21 protein-coding genes and 1 pseudogene are annotated in these 20,124 nt (G+C 65.4%); 7 read left to right on the top strand and 15 right to left on the bottom strand.

Annotated features, from left to right (window positions below):
• Nucleotides 1–215: 215 nt before the first annotated feature.
• From BLT44_RS15335 to BLT44_RS10985, 3 genes are all read right to left on the bottom strand, one after another.
• Nucleotides 216–896, bottom strand: coding sequence for a hypothetical protein (locus tag BLT44_RS15335; protein ID WP_143026044.1), 681 nt, complete (start codon nucleotides 894–896; stop codon nucleotides 216–218).
• Between the two features lie 202 nt (nucleotides 897–1,098).
• Nucleotides 1,099–1,566, bottom strand: a complete 468-nt coding sequence (locus BLT44_RS10990) for a DUF1643 domain-containing protein (protein WP_010157036.1) — start codon at nucleotides 1,564–1,566, stop codon at nucleotides 1,099–1,101.
• A gap of 999 nt (nucleotides 1,567–2,565) precedes the next feature.
• Nucleotides 2,566–3,615, bottom strand: coding sequence for a DinB/UmuC family translesion DNA polymerase (locus BLT44_RS10985; RefSeq protein WP_231291562.1), 1,050 nt, complete (start codon nucleotides 3,613–3,615; stop codon nucleotides 2,566–2,568).
• A 129-nt stretch (nucleotides 3,616–3,744) separates the two neighbouring features.
• Between BLT44_RS10985 and trxB the strand changes: the two genes are divergently transcribed.
• From trxB to BLT44_RS10960, 5 genes are read left to right on the top strand one after another with little or no spacing between them, the layout of a single operon-like run.
• Nucleotides 3,745–4,719 carry a thioredoxin-disulfide reductase gene (trxB, locus tag BLT44_RS10980; RefSeq protein ID WP_010157038.1) on the top strand — a complete coding sequence of 325 codons (975 nt, stop codon included), beginning with the start codon at nucleotides 3,745–3,747 and terminating at the stop codon, nucleotides 4,717–4,719.
• Nucleotides 4,716–5,042, top strand: a complete 327-nt coding sequence (gene trxA / locus BLT44_RS10975; RefSeq protein WP_010157039.1) for a thioredoxin — start codon at nucleotides 4,716–4,718, stop codon at nucleotides 5,040–5,042. The genes trxB and trxA overlap by 4 nt, the downstream gene beginning before the upstream one ends.
• Nucleotides 5,039–6,127, top strand: coding sequence for an ACR3 family arsenite efflux transporter (arsB, locus tag BLT44_RS10970; RefSeq protein WP_010157040.1), 1,089 nt, complete (start codon nucleotides 5,039–5,041; stop codon nucleotides 6,125–6,127). Before trxA ends, arsB begins: the two co-directional genes overlap by 4 nt.
• Complete coding sequence (locus BLT44_RS10965; RefSeq protein ID WP_010157041.1) at nucleotides 6,124–7,128, top strand: metalloregulator ArsR/SmtB family transcription factor; 1,005 nt, start codon at nucleotides 6,124–6,126, stop codon at nucleotides 7,126–7,128. Before arsB ends, BLT44_RS10965 begins: the two co-directional genes overlap by 4 nt.
• A gap of 16 nt (nucleotides 7,129–7,144) precedes the next feature.
• A complete protein-coding gene (locus BLT44_RS10960; RefSeq protein WP_010157043.1) occupies nucleotides 7,145–7,549 on the top strand; it encodes an arsenate reductase ArsC in 405 nt (134 codons plus the stop codon).
• 146 nt (nucleotides 7,550–7,695) lie between these two features.
• Here the strand turns inward: BLT44_RS10960 and BLT44_RS10955 are convergent, their stop codons facing one another.
• Genes BLT44_RS10955 through BLT44_RS10935 form a run of 5 tightly spaced genes read right to left on the bottom strand, consistent with a single transcriptional unit; the run spans nucleotide 7,696 to nucleotide 12,199 of the window.
• On the bottom strand, nucleotides 7,696–8,004 hold the full coding sequence (locus BLT44_RS10955) for a hypothetical protein (RefSeq protein WP_010157044.1): 309 nt from the start codon (nucleotides 8,002–8,004) through the stop codon (nucleotides 7,696–7,698).
• A complete protein-coding gene (gene lspA, locus BLT44_RS10950; protein ID WP_010157045.1) occupies nucleotides 8,001–8,555 on the bottom strand; it encodes a signal peptidase II in 555 nt (184 codons plus the stop codon). Before lspA ends, BLT44_RS10955 begins: the two co-directional genes overlap by 4 nt.
• Nucleotides 8,552–10,462 carry a heavy metal translocating P-type ATPase gene (locus BLT44_RS10945; protein WP_010157046.1) on the bottom strand — a complete coding sequence of 637 codons (1,911 nt, stop codon included), beginning with the start codon at nucleotides 10,460–10,462 and terminating at the stop codon, nucleotides 8,552–8,554. Before BLT44_RS10945 ends, lspA begins: the two co-directional genes overlap by 4 nt.
• Nucleotides 10,459–10,818, bottom strand: coding sequence for a Cd(II)/Pb(II)-sensing metalloregulatory transcriptional regulator CmtR (gene cmtR / locus BLT44_RS10940; RefSeq protein ID WP_007633539.1), 360 nt, complete (start codon nucleotides 10,816–10,818; stop codon nucleotides 10,459–10,461). The genes BLT44_RS10945 and cmtR overlap by 4 nt, the downstream gene beginning before the upstream one ends.
• A gap of 49 nt (nucleotides 10,819–10,867) precedes the next feature.
• On the bottom strand, nucleotides 10,868–12,199 hold the full coding sequence (locus BLT44_RS10935; RefSeq protein WP_010157048.1) for an NAD(P)-binding domain-containing protein: 1,332 nt from the start codon (nucleotides 12,197–12,199) through the stop codon (nucleotides 10,868–10,870).
• A gap of 82 nt (nucleotides 12,200–12,281) precedes the next feature.
• Here BLT44_RS10935 and BLT44_RS10930 point away from each other — a divergent pair, with 82 nt between their 5' ends.
• Nucleotides 12,282–12,623 carry an ArsR/SmtB family transcription factor gene (locus BLT44_RS10930; protein WP_010157049.1) on the top strand — a complete coding sequence of 114 codons (342 nt, stop codon included), beginning with the start codon at nucleotides 12,282–12,284 and terminating at the stop codon, nucleotides 12,621–12,623.
• 9 nt (nucleotides 12,624–12,632) lie between these two features.
• Here BLT44_RS10930 and BLT44_RS10925 read toward each other — a convergent pair whose 3' ends face one another.
• The 7 genes and pseudogenes from BLT44_RS10925 to BLT44_RS10895 form a co-directional block, all read right to left on the bottom strand.
• The gene (locus BLT44_RS10925; RefSeq protein WP_231291564.1) at nucleotides 12,633–14,594 is read right to left on the bottom strand and encodes a hypothetical protein; all 1,962 of its coding nucleotides are present in this window, start codon (nucleotides 14,592–14,594) and stop codon (nucleotides 12,633–12,635) included.
• A 6-nt stretch (nucleotides 14,595–14,600) separates the two neighbouring features.
• Nucleotides 14,601–14,936, bottom strand: coding sequence for a helix-turn-helix domain-containing protein (locus BLT44_RS10920; protein WP_010157051.1), 336 nt, complete (start codon nucleotides 14,934–14,936; stop codon nucleotides 14,601–14,603).
• On the bottom strand, nucleotides 14,926–15,981 hold the full coding sequence (locus tag BLT44_RS10915) for a tyrosine-type recombinase/integrase (protein ID WP_010157052.1): 1,056 nt from the start codon (nucleotides 15,979–15,981) through the stop codon (nucleotides 14,926–14,928). Before BLT44_RS10915 ends, BLT44_RS10920 begins: the two co-directional genes overlap by 11 nt.
• Before the next feature lie 222 nt (nucleotides 15,982–16,203).
• A pseudogene (locus BLT44_RS10910) lies at nucleotides 16,204–16,458 on the bottom strand (Y-family DNA polymerase); the annotation flags it as partial.
• A gap of 4 nt (nucleotides 16,459–16,462) precedes the next feature.
• Nucleotides 16,463–16,900 carry a LexA family protein gene (locus BLT44_RS10905; RefSeq protein WP_010157055.1) on the bottom strand — a complete coding sequence of 146 codons (438 nt, stop codon included), beginning with the start codon at nucleotides 16,898–16,900 and terminating at the stop codon, nucleotides 16,463–16,465.
• Between the two features lie 224 nt (nucleotides 16,901–17,124).
• The gene (locus tag BLT44_RS15330) at nucleotides 17,125–18,378 is read right to left on the bottom strand and encodes a PIN-like domain-containing protein (protein ID WP_010157056.1); all 1,254 of its coding nucleotides are present in this window, start codon (nucleotides 18,376–18,378) and stop codon (nucleotides 17,125–17,127) included.
• Nucleotides 18,379–18,598: 220 nt separating this feature from the next.
• Complete coding sequence (locus BLT44_RS10895) at nucleotides 18,599–18,925, bottom strand: DUF7882 family protein (RefSeq protein WP_010157057.1); 327 nt, start codon at nucleotides 18,923–18,925, stop codon at nucleotides 18,599–18,601.
• Between the two features lie 502 nt (nucleotides 18,926–19,427).
• Between BLT44_RS10895 and BLT44_RS10890 the strand changes: the two genes are divergently transcribed.
• The gene (locus BLT44_RS10890) at nucleotides 19,428–19,979 is read left to right on the top strand and encodes a thermonuclease family protein (protein WP_010157058.1); all 552 of its coding nucleotides are present in this window, start codon (nucleotides 19,428–19,430) and stop codon (nucleotides 19,977–19,979) included.
• Nucleotides 19,980–20,124: the final 145 nt, after the last annotated feature.

Below are 20,124 nucleotides of genomic sequence, written 5' to 3'. Positions count from 1 at the left end.
CTAACATGTTGATGCTGCCTGGACGGGGGAGAATCCATCTTGGATCGATCGATCATCACCTCTGCCCAGGCAGCACTTTCATAGTGCTCGCATACAGAGGCCCCGACAATCGGCCCGGATGGGCGGGGCTTCTGCATTGAACTGGCGATGCTACTGGCTCACTGGTGCAGTGTGCCTCAAGGACCAGTCTGTGTAGTTTCCTGTTTAGGAGTCAGTTATTTACGTATCTTCTTCCTTTGCCACCAAGATTTGCGACGATCTCCTTCATCGCTTGAAGGACTCGGCAACGAGCTACTGAGGCGTGGCTGCTGAGTTTTTGGCTCTGCCCATTCCTCGGGCACAGAATCCTCATTCACCGCCATTAGTCCAGTGATTGTCCCGCCGAACATGGAGTGCCCCAGACGGAAGAGCTTGCGTACGAGATTCTGAAAATCAGGGGTTCCTGCAACGGTGCCCATCAACCAGGCTTCTCCATCCCGCTCGATGATGTCACACCATTCGGTGACTACTGCGCGTTGTTCAGCTCCGGGAATCACTCGCACATGCATAGGCTTATCTGTGAGTTCAGCTCTGGCATAGAGCTGAAATTCCACTCCGTACGGTTTCGGAGTTAGAAACAACTCGACAGTTTTGTATGCAGGGCTAACGTTCCCCTCCGCCTCGGCTGAAGGGAACGACAGTGTGAGCCCTTGTCCTTCTTTAACAATGTCGGCATTCAAGAACTCGCCTCTGACGGACAAATCAGGCTGGATCTCTAAGCGGAGTGCGTCGAAGTACCCGGTTGCTGCACTTTTTAGGCGGATCTTAAAACCACCGTCCCGATCGTAAGTCCAGGAGAGGCCGGCATCGTCGATTAAGCCTCGCAGTTGGTTGTGAGTGAGGTTAGTCAATTCCATAGTTTTTGTGCCTTCTTCTGGAAATTGGTTTCGAGGCCATGATTGCTGTTCAGCATGAGCTGCGCGCGAGAACCGGTGGAGCAGTCGTGGGCGGATATATCGCGTCTACCTACGCATATCCGAGAGCTTCTTCATGCCGATTGATAAAGCAGAACTGAGGTTGACGGACGTGGTAGTCAAAAGCCAGGAGCTCTGGGGTGGGCTACGGACGCGGTAACCAATCGATCAGACGCGTCGTTTCTGAAACGTAGAGCGGATGCTTTGGGTGTCCGGTCCCGTTGATCTTTAGCGCTTTCATGTTGGGGTGCATTGACCTAACGAAATTGGCTCGGGCAAAGTCTGCGTTGTTGCCCCAGCCGCCGACGATGGTTCCAGTTGCGGCTGCGAGGAATTGATCGTTCTCGGGCCCTATCGGGTCAGCTGCAGCTTTCATGACTTTGGGCTCAGTGGCTCGATACGCATATAAGTTGAGAATCAGCAGGCCTCCGAAGCCATTGAACTTCGATATTTTGACGCATTGCTTCAGAGTGTTGTCGAGCTTGGTCGCATCAGCAGTGCTGGGGTTCAACAGTATGTACGTCAGCTTGGGCAGGGTTTCGTCCCAAACCCGCGTAAGTGAGTAACGATAGTCGCCTCGAATGTCTGCTGTGGCTGTGATGAACTCCGTCAAGTCGCCTCCTTGAGAATCGTCGATACAGCCGCTTTAGCATCAACCTTTGAATACATCACACGTTGAATGGCTCGGGATAAGACTACCTACTCGAGCAATATGACTTCCGATACGCACTGATCCATCGGCGGAAAGCACCCGGCGTGCAGAGGAAAAACGATCGCGACGTAGCCAGCGGCAACCACCATGCCGACTGCGATCAGTAAGCGCGCGAACTTCTTCACATTCACCCCTCTCGGATCGGAGGGAGCCTGCCTTTTGCTGATTTGTTTCGGGCGTGTTCTCGCCTGAATGGAAACGCAGTACGGCCGATGGATTACGAGTTCCGGACAACATCGTGCGCTTCCCGCTCAGTGCTGAGTGAGGCGGAGTTCATGCTGCAAATGACGCCGAGCGGTACATAATTTGCGCTAGTCTCAACGTAATTTCTTTGATTTCGCGAGCTCAGCGGTAAGACGCCAACGAGCTTCACCCGTGTGAACAGTACAGAGCTTCTAGTGGAATACCGACTTCATTTTCTGCGGCTCGGGCGATCGCCTGGAACCTTGAAACAGAGGCTCGGCGATCTCAGCCGGTTGCATGCTCACGCCGGTCCGCTGGATGACATCACCAAGACGGTCCTCGAGCAGCATCTCGACCTGCACTCGGCAGAGTGGTCGCCCGCTTGCCGGAAGAAAGTACGCGCCTCGTATCGATCCTTCTTCCAGTGGGCGCGAAAACGGAAGCTCATAGCTCAGAATCCGAGCAGAGGGGCTGGAAACGGCACGAGTGCCACGGTACCTACCGACCTAGGGCTATCTGCTTGCGCGGGACTTCTCCCACGGGAGAACATCTGGAATCGCGCGGAGAATGCGCACGACATTGCAGTCATCATCGAGACATCGCACCGTGTCGGCGTAGCGGAACGCTGGGCCCCCACACGCGATGCACACGAACATGAAGCCACCGTAGGTCACCCGGATGTCTGGTCGCACGACTCGTCCCAAGCGGCGGGACGGCCTACGCTCGCGCTTCGCAGAGCTCTTCCCAGTGCGTCGTTGCGCGGCGCGAGAGCATTTCCCTCTTCATCGTCCACACCGGTGCTCCACGCAGGCCACCACGGCCGATGCCGATCGCGTGCGGGCCGAGCTTCTGCGTGATGCTGTCCAGCGTCTCTCCGATTCGGCGCCCCTCGTACTCCGGCTCGAACAGCGCGAGCGGTGCGACGCTCTGCTTCTTCCGCAGCCCGGACAGCACTACCCCGGCGCGCACGTAATCCGAGCCGGGTCGGATGCGGGGGAGCGCCGCGAACGCGGCCTTCGCGATCCCGATCGGATCATCCGTCTCAGTCGGCATCCCCACGGCGACGTGTGCGGTATGGAACTCGCCTTCCCGGAACCGGCTCGTCGACGCCCAGGTGGACACCACGCCCGCAACCAGGCCGTGCTCCCGGAGTCGCGTGCTCGCGCGCTGGGCATAGATCGAGAACACCTGCTGCATACCCTCCCGGGTCGACACCGGCTGGGAGAACGAGCGAGAGAAGATGAGCTGGTCCTTGTGCGGCGGCTGCTCCTCGAGCGGGATGCATGAGATGCCCCGCAGCTCGAACACGGTGCGCTCCATCACGACCGAGAACTTCTTGCGGATCCACTTCGTCTCCGCATCGCGGAGATCCTTCGCGGTGAAGATGCTCATCCCGGCGAGCCGCTTCCCGGTGCGCCCGGCGATGCCCCACAGGTCCGTCGTACTCGTGCCGGCGAGGATGCGATCCATCCAGTCGGGGGAGTAGGAGCCCAGGTGGCAGACGCCGCCGAGCGAGAGGTCGGCCTTCGCGCCCCGCGAGGCGAGCTTCGCCTGCGTCTTCGACGGAGCGATACCCACCCGGACGGGAATCCCGGTGCAGCGGAGCACCTCGGCGCGAATCTCGTGCCCGATCGCGGTGAGCTCGTCGACCGTGCCGTGCAGGCCGATGAAGGACTCGTCGATCGAGTACACCTCCTGCCAGGCGGAGTACCTGCCGATGATCTCTACTGGTAGGTCCGATTGTTGAAGAGTGCACTTTTCATGCACTGTTCGTCGATGATGCGGAGGTCACGCGCGAAGGGCGTTGGCAGCCCTGCCTGAGCACGGTAGGTGAACATCCGGTGACAAAGCCGGCATGGGCTCGCGAACTGATTCGATAGATGTCAATATAAAAGTATGTCGAATCAAGAAGTCGAACTGGTCATCGTCGGGTCCGGTCCCGCCGGATACACCGCGGCGGTCTACGCGGCCCGCGCGGGTCTTGCGCCGAACGTGATCGCGGGCTCGGTCACCGCGGGCGGTGCGCTGATGACGACGACCGAGGTGGAGAACTTCCCCGGCTTCGTCGATGGCGTGCAGGGGCCGGAGCTGATGGAGTCGATGCGGGCGCAGGCTGAGCGGTTCGGCGCTCGGATCGTCTACGACGACGCGATTCGCCTCGAGCTCGACGGCGACGTGAAGACCATCGAGACGGGTGCCGGGATGACGTACCGGGCGCGGGCGGTGATCCTGACGATGGGTTCCGCGTACCGCAAGCTCGGCCTCCCCGAGGAAGAGCGCCTGTCGGGGCACGGAGTGTCCTGGTGCGCGACCTGCGACGGGTTCTTCTTCCGCGACAAGGAGATCGCCGTGATCGGTGGCGGGGATTCCGCGATGGAGGAGGCGCTGTTCCTCACCCGGTTCGCATCGAAAGTCACCGTCGTGCACCGCCGGGACGAGTTCCGAGCGTCGAGAATCATGGCACAGCGCGTGCTGGACGATCCGAAGATCGAGGTCGCCTGGAACAGCGAGGTCGCCGCGATCCTCGGCGACGAGCAGGTCACCGGGCTCACGCTGCGCGACACGATCACCGGGGCCGAGCGGAGGCTCGACGCGACGGGGGTGTTCGTCGCGATCGGGCACGACCCGCGCTCCGAGCTCGTGACTGGGCAGGTCGACACCGACGCGGACGGGTACGTGCGGGTCGCGCACCCGTCGACGCGGACGAATCTGGCCGGGGTGTTCGCGGCCGGGGATCTCGTCGACCACACGTATCGGCAGGCGATCACCGCCGCGGGCACCGGCTGCGCGGCCGCGCAGGACGCCCAGCACTACCTGTCGCACCTCGCACCCGCCACCGTTTCCGAGCCTGTTCTGGAGGTCTCCGTATGAGCACCGTCACCCCCGTCACCGACGCCACCTTCCAGGCCGAGGTGCTCGAGTCCGAGCTGCCCGTCGTGGTCGACATCTGGGCGACCTGGTGCGGCCCGTGCAGGGCGATCGCCCCGATCCTGGACCAGCTCGCCGGCGAGTACGAGGGCCGGGTGAAGATCGTGAAGATCGACGCCGACCAGAACCCCGAGACCGTGACCGCGGCCGGCGTGACCTCGATCCCGACCCTCGGCTTCTACCGGAACGGGGAACGTGTCGACGTGCTGATCGGCGCGCACCCGAAACCCGTCTACGTCGCGAAGCTCGAGGAGCTGCTCGCATGACCGACGCCCTGACCCGCACCACCCCGAAACGGCTCTCCACCCTCGACAAGTGGCTGCCGCTCTGGATCGGCCTCGCGATGGTCGCCGGCCTCGTGCTCGGCCGGTTCGTGCCGGCGCTCTCCGACGCGCTGTCTGCGATGGAGGTCGGCGGGATCTCGGTCCCGATCGGGCTGGGCCTGCTGGTGATGATGTACCCCGTGCTCGCGAAGGTCCGCTACGACAAGGTCGCAGCCGTCACGGGTGACAAGAAGCTCCTGGTCTCCTCGCTCGTGCTGAACTGGCTCGTCGGGCCCGCGGTGATGTTCGCGCTCGCGTGGATCTTCCTGCCGGACCTGCCCGAGTACCGGACCGGGCTGATCATCGTCGGCCTCGCCCGATGCATCGCTATGGTCGTGATCTGGAACGACCTCGCCTGCGGCGACCGCGAGGCGACCGCGGTGCTCGTCGCGATCAACTCGGTCTTCCAGGTCGTGATGTTCTCGGTGCTGGGCTGGTTCTACCTGACTGTGCTGCCGGGCTGGCTGGGCCTGGACGCACAGGGACTGGAGATCTCGGTCTGGCAGATCGCGCTGAACGTGCTCGTGTTCCTCGGGATCCCGCTCATCGCGGGCTTCGCGTCCCGCTTCATCGGCGAGAAGCGCAAGGGGCGCGACTGGTACGAAGAGAAGTTCCTCCCGAGGATCGGGCCGTGGGCGCTCTACGGGCTGCTGTTCACGATCGTGCTGCTGTTCGCACTGCAGGGCAACGCGGTGCTGGCGAAGCCTCTCGACGTGGCGCGCATCGCGCTGCCGCTGCTGGTCTACTTCGGCCTGATGTGGTTCGCGGGGCTGCTGCTCGGCAAGGGCATCGGCCTCGGCTACGCGCGGTCGACGACGCTGGCGTTCACCGCGGCGGGCAACAACTTCGAGCTCGCGATCGCCGTCGCCATCGGGACCTTCGGGGCCGCCTCCGGCCAGGCGCTGGCCGGCGTCGTGGGTCCGCTCATCGAGGTCCCTGTGCTCGTCGGCCTCGTCTACGTCTCCCTCTGGGCCGCCAGAGCCTGGTTCCGCACGGATCCGTATACCGCTGAATCGAGGACGTCATGACCGACGCTGCCACCATCCCCGACGCCGAGGCATGCTCGCCGTCGACGACCCACGCAATCGGCGCGGAGGCGGCGAGCACGGTCGCCAGTGCGCTGAAGGCGCTGGCGGACCCGCTGCGGCTGCGGATGCTCTCCGCGATCGCGGCCGACCCGCGCGGCGAGTCCTGCGTGTGCGACCTCGCCGAGCTGGCAGAGGTCTCCCAGCCGACGGTCTCGCACCACCTGAAGGTGCTCAAGGAGACCGGGATGCTGGCCTCCGAGCGGCGCGGCACCTGGGTCTGGTACCGCATCGCGCCGGGCAAGCAGCGCGCCGTCGCGTCCCTCCTCGACGCGTTCGCTCCCGCCGCGGCCGTCACCGACGAACCCGAAGACGCCGCAGCACGGGCCGAGGCCCTGCAGCAGATGGACGCCCGCGTGACCCGCCTCGCCGAAGAGCTCGCGGACGAGCTCACCGGGCTGAACCGGGACCTCGTGATCGCGATCGTGCGCGAGTCCTACGCCGGCCTGGTGCGTTCAGCGAAGCTGACGGCGCACATGATCCCGCTGACCGAACGGTTCGCCCGGCAGCGCCTCGCCGACCTGGCCAGGGACCGCTCGGCCGGGGTGCCGCAGGTGCTGTTTGTGTGCGTGCAGAACGCGGGCCGCTCCCAGCTCGCCGCCGCGATCGTCAACCAGCTCGCAGGCGGTGCCGTGATCGCCCGCTCAGCAGGCTCCGCCCCTGCCTCGGACATGCACCCGCACGTGCGCTCCCTGCTCACGGAGATCGAGGGCGAGCAGGAAGCCGAGACGGCGTTCCCGAAGCCGCTCACCGACGACGCCGTGCGCGCGGCCGACGTGGTGGTCACCATGGGCTGCGGCGACGTCTGCCCGATCATCCCCGGCGTCCGCTACGAGGACTGGGCCGTGGGCGACCCGGCTCTCGCTTCCCCGGACGGGGTCGACGCGATCCGCCACGATATCGAGGGCCGCGTCCGCGAGCTCCTCGCCACGCTCACCGACTGAACGAAAGCGAACAACAATGACTGACCAGAAGCCTTCCGTCCTCTTCGTCTGCGTCCACAACGCCGGGCGCTCCCAGATGGCCGCCGGCTGGCTCCGCGAGCTCGCAGGCGACCGCGTCGAGGTCCGCTCCGCCGGATCCATACCCGCCGACCAGATCAACTCCGTCGCCGTCGAGGCGATGCGCGAAGTCGGCATCGACATCACCGCCGAACAGCCGAAAGTGCTCACCACCGAAGCGGTGCAGGACTCCGACGTGGTGATCACCATGGGCTGCGGCGACGCGTGCCCGTTCTTCCCCGGCAAGCGCTACGAGGACTGGAAGCTCGACGACCCGGCCGGACAGGGCATCGATGCCGTGCGCCCGATCCGGGACGAGATCAAAGGTCGCGTCGAAACGCTGCTGGCGGAACTGCTCGTCTGAGGGACTGCGAGGGACTGCGAGCACGGGAGGGGCAGCGGCCAATGGCCCTGCCTCTCCGCTGTGTTTCCGGGTTTCCTGGTCCCTGCGGCGAACACCGATGTGCCGTGAGGCGTGCGCCATCGATCGCGCTACAGCCCGTTCTTGCTCTACCGGGACGCGCCTCGCAGCGCTGCTTCGATCTGCTCCTGCGTAGGCGCTCCGGCGAACCCGTTCCTCGTCGCATAGACGCGGCACGCGAGCGAGCGGACCGGTGCTGTCGGGAACAGGTCGACGCCGTCGACGAGGATCGTGGGCGAGCCTCCGAACCGGGTGCTTACCGCCTCGGCCTCGGTCCGGATCGTGACCAGCTCGACAGGCACGGCCCTGAATCCAAGAGCGTCCAGTGCTGCGCGCGCGTTGGCTTCGGCCACGTCCGTGTTCGGGCAACCGACAATGTGCAGCAGCTCGACCTTCATGCGGCATCCTCGAATCGCGCGTCGTTCGACGCCCGGTCCGGGCCTGGCGGGAGAAGGATCAGGCAGAGCAGGCCGACACCGGCGACGACGAAGACATCGGCGACGTTCCCGACGAACAGGTCGCCGTAGGCGAGGAAGTCCGTGACCTGCCCCTGTCCGAAGGAGGGCGGGTTCAGGAGCCGGTCGACGAGGTTGCCGACCGCGCCGCCGAGGACCAGGCCCAACGCGGCACCCCACCGCGCGCCACGCAGCCGCACAGCGAACACAACTACCGCGATGGCGGCGAGGAGGCCGACGAGGGTGAAGATCCAGGTGGACCCGGAGCCGAGCGAGAACGCGGCTCCGGGGTTGTAGACCAGGGACAGGCCGAACAGGTCGCCGACCAGCGGAACCCGCTCGCCAGAAGTCAACTGCGCCACAGCGAGGGCCTTCGACCCCTGATCGAGGGCCACGGCGAGCACGGCGACCGCGAGGGCGACGCCGAGTGCCCTCCGACCTTTCGGGGAGGGCGGGCTCGTCCCCTCGGCGACGACGGTGCCCTGCGCGGTCACGCGATCGACTTCCTGGTGCGCGCGGCGCGCAGCCCGTTGAGGATCACGATCACCTCGGCGATCTCGTGCACCAGCACCACCGCGGCCAGCCCCAGCACGCCGAACAGGGCCAGCGGCAGCAGGGCGGTGATGATCAGCAGCGACAGGATGATGTTCTGATTGATAATGCGCCGTCCGCGACGGGCGTGGTCGAACGCCCGCGGGAGGAGCCGCAGGTCGTGGCCGGTGAAGGCGACGTCGGCGGACTCGATCGCGGCGTCGGAGCCGGTCGCGCCCATCGCGATGCCGATGTCCGCGGCGGAGAGGGCGGGGGCGTCGTTGATGCCGTCGCCGATCATCGCGACCGAGCCGTGCCTGCCCAGCTCGCCGATCGCGGCGGCCTTGTCCTCCGGGCGCAGCTCGGCGCGCACATCCTCGATCCCGGCCTGCGCGGCCAGCGCCCGGGCGGTGCGGGCGTTGTCGCCGGTGAGCATGGTCATCCCGACGCCCTGGGCGGCGAGGGTGCGGACCACCTCGGGGACTTCGGGTCGCAGCTCGTCGCGGACCCCGATCGCGGCGACCGGGACGCCGTCGCGGTGCACGATCACGACGGTCATGCCCTGCTCCTCCAGGCCCGCCACCTGGTCCTTGAGCGTCCCGGCGTCCAGCCATCGAGGGCTGCCGACGGTGACCCGGGCCCCGTCGAGGGTGCCCTCGATGCCGTGCCCGGCCTGCTCGGTCACGTCCAGGGCGGCGGGGGCTCCGGGCGAGGCGGCGGTGATCGCGGCGGCCAGCGGGTGGGTGCTGTGCTGCTCCAGGGATGCCGCCCAGGCCAGGGCCTGCGCCTCGGTCACGCCGTCGGCGGTGAGGATGGCGGTGACGGCGGGCTCGTTGCGGGTGAGGGTGCCGGTCTTGTCGACGGCGACGTGGCGGATCACGCCGAACCGTTCGAACACGGCACCGGACTTGATGATCACGCCGAACCTGCTCGCTGAGCCGATCGCGGCGACGACGGTCAGCGGGACGGAGATCGCCAGCGCGCACGGCGACGCGGCGACGAGCACCACGAGGGCGCGGGTGATCCACAGCTCCGGGTCGCCCAGCAGCGAGCCGATGACCGCGACGAGGGCGGCGAGGATCAGCACGCCGGGCACGAGCGGACGGGCGATGCGGTCGGCCAGGCGGGCGCGGTCGCCCTTCTCGGCCTGCGCCTGCTCCACCAGCTCCACGATCGTGGTCAGCGAGTTGTCGGTGCCCGCTGCGGTCGTCTCGACCTCCAGGGCACCGGCGGTGTTGATCGCCCCGGCCGACACCGCGTCGCCGGGCTCGACCTCCACCGGGATCGACTCCCCGGTGATCGCCGAGGTGTCCAGGCTCGACCGGCCCGTCCGGACGATCCCGTCGGTCGCGATCCGCTCACCCGGACGCACGAGCATCAGCTGACCAACGGCCAGATCCTTCGCGGCGACCTCCACGGGCGCGCCGTCCTGCCGGATGGTCGCGGTCTCCGGGACCAGCTTGAGCAGCGCCCGCAGCCCGCCGCGGGCGCGGTCCATGGCCTTGTCCTCCAGCGCTTCGGCGATGGAGTACAGGAACGCCAGCGCCGCGGCCTCCTCGACGTAGCCGAGGATGACCGCGCCGACCGCGCTGATCGTCATCAGCAGCCCGATGCCCAGCTTGCCCGTGAACAGCTTGCGGATCGCGCCGGGCGTGAACGTCGACGCACCCAGCAGCAGGCCGATCCAGAACGCCACCAGCGCCGGGATCTCCGCACCCGTCCATTCCAGGACCAGGCCCGTACCGAACGCTACGCCGGAGAGCACCGGGACCATGATCCCGCGGTCACGCCACCACGGACGCTCCCGCTCCTCCTCGGCCTCCTCGCCGACCCGGGTCTCCGGCTCGTCGCAGCCGCACGCCGCGCTCACGCGCCCGCTCCCGTCCCACAGCAGCCCGGCACCGTGCACTCGGCGTCCACGCACGGCGCGTGCTCGTCCACGGCCAGCGTCACGTCCACCAGCGCCGTGAGCGCCGCCGCGAGGTGCGGGTCGGCGATCTCGTAGCGCGTCTGCCGACCCTCGGGCTCGGCGACTACGATCCCGCAGTCGCGAAGACAGGTCAGGTGGTTCGACACGTTGGAGCGCGTCAGCTCCAGCTCGCGCGAGAGCACGGCCGGGTAGCTCGGCCCGTCCAACAGGGTCATCAGGATCCGGGAGCGCGTCGGGTCCGCCATGGCCCGGCCCAGCCGGTTCATGACGTCGAGGCGAGAAGCAATGGTCAGCATGCACTGAACTATACAGCAGGCACTGACCTGAAACCAATGGGTAGTGAACCTAGGATGCCGAACCCACGCCGAGTTGGATGAGCTGCGGGGCCGGCGCGCAGCACGATCCCGCGCTGGCGGACTCGTCCGGCGCATCGAAGAGCCCCGAGCCGCCGCACACGCCCGTGTCGGGCAGAACGAGGTCCACCCGTTCCGCGGCCTCGCGGTCCCCGGCGATCGCGGCGACGACGCTGCGCACCTGCTCGAACCCGGTCAGGGCGAGGAACGTCGGCGCACGGCCGTAGGACTTCGCTCCCACGATGTAGAACCCCGGCTCGGGCTGCTCGAGGTCGGCCGCGCCGGTGGCCCGGACGGAGCCGCAGGAGTGCACGTTCGGGTCGACCTCCGCAGCGATCTTCGACGGGGCCTGCAGGCGCATGTCGAGGTCGAGACGGATCTCGGAGAGGAAGGACAGGTCGGGACGGAAGCCGGTGGCGACGAAGACCCGAGCGGCAGGCGCGAGCCGGCGGCCGTCCTCTGCCACCAGCACCGCCTCGCCGGCGGCGAGGGCGACCTGCTCGGTGCGGAACCCGGTCACGAGGTCCACGAGGCCGTCCTCGACGGCCTTCTTCGCGCGCTGACCCAGCGCTCCGCGCTGCGGCAGTTCGTCGGCGCTGCCGCCGCCGAAGGTGTTGCCGACCGTGCCGCGGCGCAGCACCCAGGTGATCCGCGTCCCCGGCTCGCGCCTGGCCACCCGCGACAGGATCCCGATCGTGGTCGCGGCGGAATGGCCGTTGCCAACGACCACGACGTGCTGGCCAGCCAGGGCACTGGCGTCCTCGATCGCGGGCATGCGGTGCTCCAGGAGGCCTGCGTCTGTCGCTGCGCTCTCGCCGAGGGCAGGGAGCCCGTCAGCTCCGGCGGGGCTCGGTGTGCGCCAGGTGCCCGAGGCGTCGATCACGGCGCTCGCTTCGATCCGCTCCTCGGTGCCGTCCGCGCGCTCGACGTGGACGACGAAGGGCTGCTCGGCGCGGCCGTCGTCGACGGAGAGGTCGCGGCCCTTGCGGCCTACGCCGACGACCCCCGCTCCGTAGCGCACGCGGTCGCCGAGGGCCTCTGCGAGGGGTGCGAGGTACTGCTCGATCCACTGCGCGCCGGTCGGGTAGCCCTGCGTCGGGGCCGACCATCCGGTCGGCTCCAGTAGGTGTCGCGAGGCAGCATCAGTGAGCTCGGTCCACGGCGAGAACAGGCGCACGTGGCCCCACTCGACCACGGCCGAGGCGGTGGCGTCGCCGGACTCCAGGACGATTGTGTCGAGCCCGCGCTCGATCAGGTGGGCTGCGGCGGCCAGTCCCTGCGGACCGGCACCGATGACGACGACGGGATTCACTGCGACCTCCATGCATTGACGTTCTTCGATGTGAGACAGGAACGATCTTGAGGCTCATATCGACAGATGTCAATACGTCGGGCAGAATGGAGCCATGAACGCACTGCCCGTCACTATCGACACCAGCGCAGGCTCCTGCTGCGCCCCCGGCCAGGCGATGGACGACGGCACGGCTCACGACCTCGCGAAGGTCTTCAAAGCGCTCGGCGACCCGACGCGGGTGAAGCTGCTCTCCATGATCGTCGGCAGCAGTGCCGGCGAGATGTGCGTCTGCGACCTCACCGACCCAGTGGGCCTGTCGCAGCCGACGGTCTCCCACCACATGAAGCTGCTCGTCGAGGCGGGCCTGGTCACCCGCGAGCAGCGCGGGAAATGGGCCTACTACCAGCCCAGCACCGGGACGCTCGCCGACGCGGCGAAGGCGCTGCTGGGCTGAGCTTCGTTATCAATCGGACGCCGAGCGGATCTTTGGGTAGTCGGACCAGTCCCCACTGGCGAGGCGCGACCACGCGGCGGCCGACGCCGGTGTTATGCCGAGCAAGTCGGACACGATCCGCGGGTGCATCTGCCGGGTGAGTTCGATGAGGGCGGTTGTCCGTGCGCTTCCGGAGCGGAGCCCTTCGGCGCGGAGGCGGCGACTGATCGGCCCCGGGGTGAGGTGGAGTCCCGGGTTTCTGCCGGGGAATAGCCATCCTTCGGGATGGCGCATCGACGCGTCGACGAGGTCGATGATCGCGTCTCCGAGAACCTTGGGGAGCTCGATCGGTTCCGCCCCGATAGTGAGCTTCACGGGCTGGGATGTCGCGTCGACCTGATCGCGGGTGAGGGTGATGATGCGGGTGAGCTGGATGCCGTAGAGGAGCACGAGCAGGCCCGCAGCCCGGGTCTTGGAGTCCATGTCCGTGTCCGTGAGGAATCGGCGGGCCATCTGCCATCGGTGGTCGGACTCGTAGTGCCGGCCCTCGAGGCGACTCGGCCGGAACTCGACGCGGAGGGTGCTCAGATGGTGGCGTCGCAGCCAGCGGGTGAAGGGTGCCAACGCGTCTCGCTGGCTTGGAGAGTCCGTGAGAAACGCGTCGAGGCGACGCTGGGGGAAGGTGGCGAGCGTCTCGTGTTGCGATCTGATCTCGTGCAGGAGCGCGGCGCAGTGTTTGAGCGCTGCGCGTTGCCGCTGGAACCCAGCCGCAGGGTTCGATGGGCCGCGAGACACCGCCCGGAATGCGCGCGTCGAACGGAGCAACTCCCAGGTGCAGTACCGGCGCAGGACAAGCCGGTCTTCGGCGTGCCCAACCTCTGATAACCATTTCTCGAACCAGTGGTCGAAGCGCGCGGCCTCGACGTCAAGCTCCGGCAGTACGCCGGAGCGAACCAGCAGCGAGAGGAGGAATGCCACGGACTGCCCCGACTGGGCTCTGGTGATGATCGCATCGGCGGCGAGAGGCAGGGTTCCCTCGGCAAGTTCGCGGAGCACGGCGGCGCACTTGCTCTTGTGATGCCATCGCTCCAGAGAATTTGCTTTGCCATGGTGCGTGAGCAGGTAATCCGCAAGAGGCTGAAGTTCAGGGCGAATGTCGTCTGTCTCGTCGCAGAGAAGCCGCTGGATGGTGATCGGCCGCCGACACTCGGCGCAGAGGCGGTGTTTGCGCACTTCTTCGATCGAGCCGCAGCCGGGGCACGCCATCGTGATCGGCGCGCCGGCGCAGTCTGCGCAGACCTTCTGGGCGTTCATGAACCCGGTGAGGAACACCTTGCGACCGCATTCAGGGCAGGGCTGCGGGGTACGCATTGCGTAGTAGCAGCGGGCACAGACGCGCCGTCCATCGAGGTGGGATGCAACCCGGCCGGGTTCTCCGCAGAGCCCGCAGGTTTTGATCGGAGCGGTGTAGCAGGCCAGGCAGACGAGCCCGGGACGACGGACAACGATGGTCGCGCGCTGACCGCACCGTGAGCAGTGGTCGAAGGAACGCGGATCAGCACGCCAGCATTCACGGCAGTATCGCTTCCCATCGATGGTGCGCTGCACCGGCCTCACCCGGTCGCAGGTCGCGCATGCGACGGATCTGGCGTTCCGCTCGCAGCGGGAGCAGCGACGCCCGCCGCTCGGCGTCTTGTGCGGCATGCGGACGGCGCGACCGCACGACTCGCACGTCGGCAGGACGACCCGACTCGCGCCCTCAGCGACGAGCGCGTGCGCGAGGTCCTGGACTGTCACCGGCACATTCGAGTGACGTCCTTCGAGGACTCCGGGTTGCTTGAGGAGAGCGAGCTCGAGTAGGCGTTGCGTGAGCGGTACCGGAGCGACCGTGTTCACGATCTCAGCGAGACGTTCCGTCGGGATCTCGATCGCGACCCACTGGATGAGCATCACGACTTCTGCGACGCGCGGCTCCTGCGGCGGTTTGGCCACGATGGTCTACTTGGTGCGTGGACGACGGATGGTGGCGCGAACGGGCCTGAGATCGCCGATCGACCCGCGCGTCGCTTCTTCGCCCACGGCGATCGGGGCCGCGGCCTCGCGGCGGGTGATTGTCACAAGATCGTCGAGGGAGCACTCCAGCGAGTCGCAGAGCGCGGCGAGGACGTCGAGACGCACCCGTTGCGGCGGTTGCGTCACCAGCCGATAGACCTGCTCGCGGGAGAGGTCGATGCCGCGCTCCTCAAGCAGAGGTTTCAGCTTGGAGGTCTGGAAGATGCCGCGTGACGCCATCACGCTGCGCAGGTTCCATCCGGTCTCAAGTTCAACGGTCATCCGCTTCTCCTTCGATGAGGGCCTTCAACGCCTCTGCGAGCACCCGGTTCTTATAGTCCGAGCTGACGGAGGCGTAGATCGACGTCGTCGACGCGTGCATGTGCCCGACCTGCTCCTGCACGAATCGCTCGGCGTAGCCGAACTCGAGCAGGTGCGTGACGTAGGAATGACGGAGGCTATGCAGCGTCAGATCCTTCGACAGGCCGGCCTCGTCGCGCAGTTCCGCGAACCTCCGGTCGAGGTAGCCGGCGGACAGGCGGGTGCGTCGCTCGGTCACCCAGAGCGCGTCGAGGTCGTCACCGGGCGCAAACCGCTCCCGGGCCTGCTCGAGCCACTGCTGCATGCCCGGCACCCACCAGTCGAACTCCGGCACCAGCAGCACCGTGCGACGACGAGGAGCGCCGCCTCCCGCCGCCTTCGCCCAGCGCACGTGGATCGCACCGTAACGTCCCCATTGGCGCATCTTGGCGTTGTGGTGCAGGTCGACGGTGTCGAGCATCACAGCCTCAGTGCGGCGCAGCCCGAACGCGTAGACCGTCTTCAGCAGCTGCGCGTCCCGAAGCGCCCCGAGCGCGCCTTTTCGTCCCGAGCTCACGAGCAGCTCGACCCGGGCGTCAGCGGTGTCGAACAGGTCCTCCACCTCGTCGTAGGTGAACGGCCGGCGCTTTCCATCGCCCTCGAACTCAAACCGATGCGCGACCGTGTTCCACGGCAAGCACACCTGCGACGGGATCTCGCCGAACTCCCGATCGCAGATCTCCATCCAGTCGTACAACGGATTCGTCAGGTAGTCGCAGAACCCACGGATTGCGCCATGGTGGTGACGCAGGGTGGACAGCGTCAGAGTGCGATCGGTGGCTTCTCTCGTGAACTCGTCAACGTCCGCGACCGTCCACCTCCACGGCGGCTTGTCCACGAAATCCCGGAAGCGGGCCACCGTCGCCGTGCGGTTCTGGATGGTCTGCTCACGGAGCCCTCGCGACAGCTGCTGATTCCGCCAGCCGTCCATCATCGCGTCGAAGACCTGCTGCTCCGGGTTCGCCAAAGCGACGTTCGACGCCGAGGTGACCAGTCGAAGTGCAGCTGGAGCGCTCCCAAAATCTTGCATTAGATGCAACAAAGTATGGGACAGTGCATCACCGAGTCAAGTCGGATCTTGGGAGACGCGTGATCTCGCAGTTAGAGTCAGAGCGGACCAGCCCAACCGAGACCAATAGTCCTCGTTTGCGAGCGTCAACAGTTGCATCCGCTGCAACATTCGACGGTTCATCACTCGCGCAGAGAGCGAGCCGTAGAGCTCATAGTTACTCGAACGGGCGACGACGCCGGCACTGGCAGCCCAGTCCTTAATCTTGAACCACGGGGCACCCATCTCGACCTGCAGCGCCTTCGCCTCACGCGACATCGCCACGACGCAGCCGTCGTTGTTCGAGAGGACCACCACGGGCCGGCCGTACAAGGAGGGTTCGAAGACCCGCTCGCAGCTCGCATAGAAGGACTCGCAGTCCACGAGCGCGATCATCCGTCTACGCTCGGAGCACACGGTGCAGGCTCCTCGTGACGACACCCCAGATGTGCAGCTCCGATAGCTCGGCGACCTCGATGTCGGGATGCTGGCGGTTCTCGGCCGAGAGGATCACGCCGGCGCGCGTCACACGGAGCCGTTTCACCGTCATCTCGCCGTCGACAACGGCGACGACGACATGCCCGTCTTCTGGGCGGATCGAGCGGTCCACAATCAGCTCGTCGCCGTCGTAGATCCCAGCACGGGTCATGCTGTTGCCGCGCGCGCGAATCAGAAAGGTGGAGACCCGGTTCGGCATGAGGTGCTCGTTCAGGTCGATCTCGGTGGTCTCGTAGTCCTGTGCGGGGGAGGGGAAGCCGCACGCAGCCTCGACGTCCGCGAAGGGGACGGTGCCGGCGGGCGCGTCAGGATCGAGCGCCCGCACCTCTTCCACCCACATAACCGCCCCCGCAATCATCGAACATATGTTCGAGTGCCCATTATGCTTCGCGCTCCCGACAACGCGCCAATCTACTGGCGTGTCGAAGGACGCGACGTCGTAAAGCCGGCGGGGAGCTAGCGAGCATTGTCTGGTTACGGGGGGAAGCCGACGTGAGAAGCCGTCCTGCTCGGCTTCTCAAGCGACGGAGGCTGCGCCGTTCTCGAGCAGCCTCTGCTCACCGATCAGGAATCCTGCCAATCATTTGGCAGATCCAGCGTTGCTTCTTCAGGCAACGACGATTCCACAGAAAAAGGGAGCCAGTGGCGTTCTTGACGAGCTCGAAGGGATGAGCTAGCGCTATTCAGCTTCCGCAGCTTCTCAACATCTCTTCGCAGCTCGTCAAGCTCTGATTGAAGTGAGGCCCGCACCTTCGTAATTTCAAACAATCTATCTGCTTCACGACGGGTAAGGTTCTCGGAGGACGCGAGGTCTTGGAGCTCAGCGTCCAACATGCGGACCTTAGTTCTAAGTGTCTGTTCCCTCGTCAGCACTTCAAGTCGCTGATCTCGCAATCCCTTGCGTCGGCGGCCCTCTCTTGCAGCGGCCTGCTTTTGCGCCTCGTACTCGGATATCGATGCGATCTCGTTCACCGCGTCCGCCGCGGCGCTCCCGCCAACTCCGCTGCGAATCTCCTGCACAAACCGATCAGGAGTGTAAAAGTGCACGCGTTTACCGACCTCCCTGTCGAATTCGTGGACGAGCTCAGGTCGTGCGCTGACTTTCTTGGCCCCTTCGATAAGCCACCAGTCTTCCTTCGTGTCATCGGTGACGAATATCACATGTTTCGCGACATCTCTAGCCTTATCGAGTATTTGCTTCCAAATGATCAAATCGCCGTATCGTCGCGGCTCCGGTTTCTGAATATCCTTGTAGCCGGGCGGAATCTTGGCCTCGTATCGAGCTTCGCCTTCCTTGTAAAACGCATCCAGTTCCGACTGAGTCGGCTCGGGTCCGATTTTTCCCTGGTAAAGCGCAGCGATCGTCTCAGTTGTCTTTTCGTGAACCTTCGGTTCGATAACGGATTTCTTATACTCACCTTCGAGTCGAACCACTTCGTTTGTGAATCGCTTCAGGGAGCCTTTCACCGTGTCCTGCAGCTTGGCGCGATCGACCGCCGGGTGGTTTCGGAAGCGATTTATCTCACCGAGGATCTGCTTTTCTGCTGTTCCAACAGTGTCCTTAAGTGTGGTGAAGTGATCTTCGAGCGCCCTAATCTCTCCGCGTCGATTTCGGTGAAACTCTACGCCGACTTGAAAGGGCAACCAAAGCTGATCCTTCTTGCTGTCGAGTGCTGCGAAAAACTCTGCACGCGTATTCTTCGAGTACTTGAACAGATTGAGAAGAGCATTGGTATTAAGAACGATCAGGCCCTCTGACCACATTGCAGATCGTTCTTCGTCATTCGGGGGGTAATGCCCGGGGAATGCATCTCGCATACGTTCAACTCAATTCTCGACATTGGGATCGTTCTTCCATTGTGCATCCTCGCAAACGTCTTCCTCGGTACGGCGCACTCTGTATTCGCTCCCCAAAACACGTTCCCGTATGCAGTCGCGTACCGCGAAAGCGACTCCCGCCTAATCGCGGCATCACCGCTCGAGAACATCTGCAAAAACCACGGGGAGTGCTCCAGCGGTCCGACTGATTGCGGTTGAGCTATCTCACGCCCGGGTTCTCGCGAAGATATCGAGCCGCCTCCTCTTCGCCAACCGCGATCAGACCACGAGGTGAGTACGAGATCGCGTTCAGCGCGACGAGCCACGCCTTGCTGGTCTTCGGGTGACGGCTCCCGGAGTAGCGGAATCCGAGGTGAACGTGTGGCGATACCCAGATCGTCATCTCGTTGTCCGGGCGGCCGCTCGGGTGCCATGTGAAGAAGAAGTGCTCCTGCTTCGCGAGCTTCTGCTGGATGACGATCTGCAAATGCACGAGCAGACGATCCTCGAATTCGTACGATCTTCCGTCGTAAACCAAGTGACCCATCAGGGTGCTCTCTCCTCTCGAATCGGCTCACACACCCCTCTCGCGAGCGTATCGCAGCTCGTCGCTCGGACCGTAGCAGGTGGTAACATGCTCGACGCCGACGCCGCTGCAGGCCTCGGCACGTCGTGCGGCAGGCGCGACCGGATCGATCAGCGGCGGAGCGGGCGGAGAAATACAGAGCGGCTTCCGGTCGGGCCAGCCTGCCCGCTGCGCATGCATTCTGGCCGCGGGCGCAGAGCGCCCTTTGGAAAGGCTTGGTGACGGTGGATCGGCCTAACGTATTTCCGAAGGCGCTGGGAAACCGCCAGCTCGAAACCATTGCGGGGATGCCTTGCGCATAGCCAGAAACCGGGAGAGCAGGAACGAAGCATCATCGTGATAGAAACCCGGAACAGCGCGCCCCACCGCATCTAGGCGCGAGGAAGCGTCACGAGTGCCGACTTCAGCAACTCATCGAACCGTCACTTACGCTCCGTCGCGGGCGACTCTCCAACGAGGAACCATGAACAAGCGCACTGCCAACCGCATCACCAAGCTCGCCATCACACTCGCAGCCGCGGCGATCGCCGCCGTCATCGCCGCACAGAACATCGACATCGACACCCCTACCACGAGCCCTGAGCGCCCCGGGGACTCGACGACACAGCAGGTGACGGCCGTGGTCGACGGCGACACGATCAAGACCGTCGACGCCGCCGGCACCGTAAACCGCATCCGGGTCATCGGGATCGACACCCCCGAGATCGGGCGAGGCAAGACCCCAGACGAGTGCTGGGCCCAAGAAGCCCGCACCGCGCTCGTCGACCTCCTCGACGGGAAGGACGTCGAACTCGTCAGCGACCCGTCCCAAGGCGACGTGGACCGGTACGGGCGGCTGCTCCGCCACCTGTACACCGACACCGGAAACGTGGCCGAGCAGCTCCTGCAGCAAGGCGCCGGATACGAATACACCTACTCCAAGCCGTACGCGGGGCAGGCAGACTTCCGCAGCGCGGAGAACGCCGCGCGCGCTGCCGGCGCCGGGCTGTGGGGAGCTTGCGACCTCGCCAACTGAGGCGTCGCGGCGCCCTCGGATATGGCATGTGAACGTTGCGAGCTGTACTGAACCGCTCGAGGTGGACCTGGAACCGAAAGGTGCGCTGAGCCCTGCGTCTATACGGTGAGCCCCGAGATTCCGAACGGATCACGAACGGGGGAGT

The sequence above is a fragment of the Leucobacter chromiiresistens genome, assembly GCF_900102345.1.
Taxonomy (GTDB): Bacteria; Actinomycetota; Actinomycetes; order Actinomycetales; family Microbacteriaceae; genus Leucobacter; species Leucobacter chromiiresistens.
This window is presented reverse-complemented; position numbering and strand designations above follow the sequence as displayed.

Bases quoted from the DNA above. Each gene is read 5' to 3' on its own strand.
- BLT44_RS10890 (WP_010157058.1), top strand. From the start codon at position 19,428: ATGAACAAGCGCACTGCCAACCGCATCACCAAGCTCGCCATCACACTC.
- BLT44_RS10965 (WP_010157041.1), top strand. From the start codon at position 6,124: ATGACCGACGCTGCCACCATCCCCGACGCCGAGGCATGCTCGCCGTCG.
- BLT44_RS10905 (WP_010157055.1), bottom strand. From the start codon at position 16,900: ATGTGGGTGGAAGAGGTGCGGGCGCTCGATCCTGACGCGCCCGCCGGC.
- BLT44_RS10920 (WP_010157051.1), bottom strand. From the start codon at position 14,936: ATGACCGTTGAACTTGAGACCGGATGGAACCTGCGCAGCGTGATGGCG.
- trxA (WP_010157039.1), top strand. From the start codon at position 4,716: ATGAGCACCGTCACCCCCGTCACCGACGCCACCTTCCAGGCCGAGGTG.
- BLT44_RS15330 (WP_010157056.1), bottom strand. From the start codon at position 18,378: ATGCGAGATGCATTCCCCGGGCATTACCCCCCGAATGACGAAGAACGA.
- BLT44_RS10960 (WP_010157043.1), top strand. From the start codon at position 7,145: ATGACTGACCAGAAGCCTTCCGTCCTCTTCGTCTGCGTCCACAACGCC.
- BLT44_RS10955 (WP_010157044.1), bottom strand. From the start codon at position 8,004: ATGAAGGTCGAGCTGCTGCACATTGTCGGTTGCCCGAACACGGACGTG.
- cmtR (WP_007633539.1), bottom strand. From the start codon at position 10,818: ATGCTGACCATTGCTTCTCGCCTCGACGTCATGAACCGGCTGGGCCGG.
- BLT44_RS15335 (WP_143026044.1), bottom strand. From the start codon at position 896: ATGGAATTGACTAACCTCACTCACAACCAACTGCGAGGCTTAATCGAC.
- arsB (WP_010157040.1), top strand. From the start codon at position 5,039: ATGACCGACGCCCTGACCCGCACCACCCCGAAACGGCTCTCCACCCTC.
- trxB (WP_010157038.1), top strand. From the start codon at position 3,745: ATGTCGAATCAAGAAGTCGAACTGGTCATCGTCGGGTCCGGTCCCGCC.
- BLT44_RS10935 (WP_010157048.1), bottom strand. From the start codon at position 12,199: ATGGAGGTCGCAGTGAATCCCGTCGTCGTCATCGGTGCCGGTCCGCAG.
- BLT44_RS10895 (WP_010157057.1), bottom strand. From the start codon at position 18,925: ATGGGTCACTTGGTTTACGACGGAAGATCGTACGAATTCGAGGATCGT.
- BLT44_RS10930 (WP_010157049.1), top strand. From the start codon at position 12,282: ATGAACGCACTGCCCGTCACTATCGACACCAGCGCAGGCTCCTGCTGC.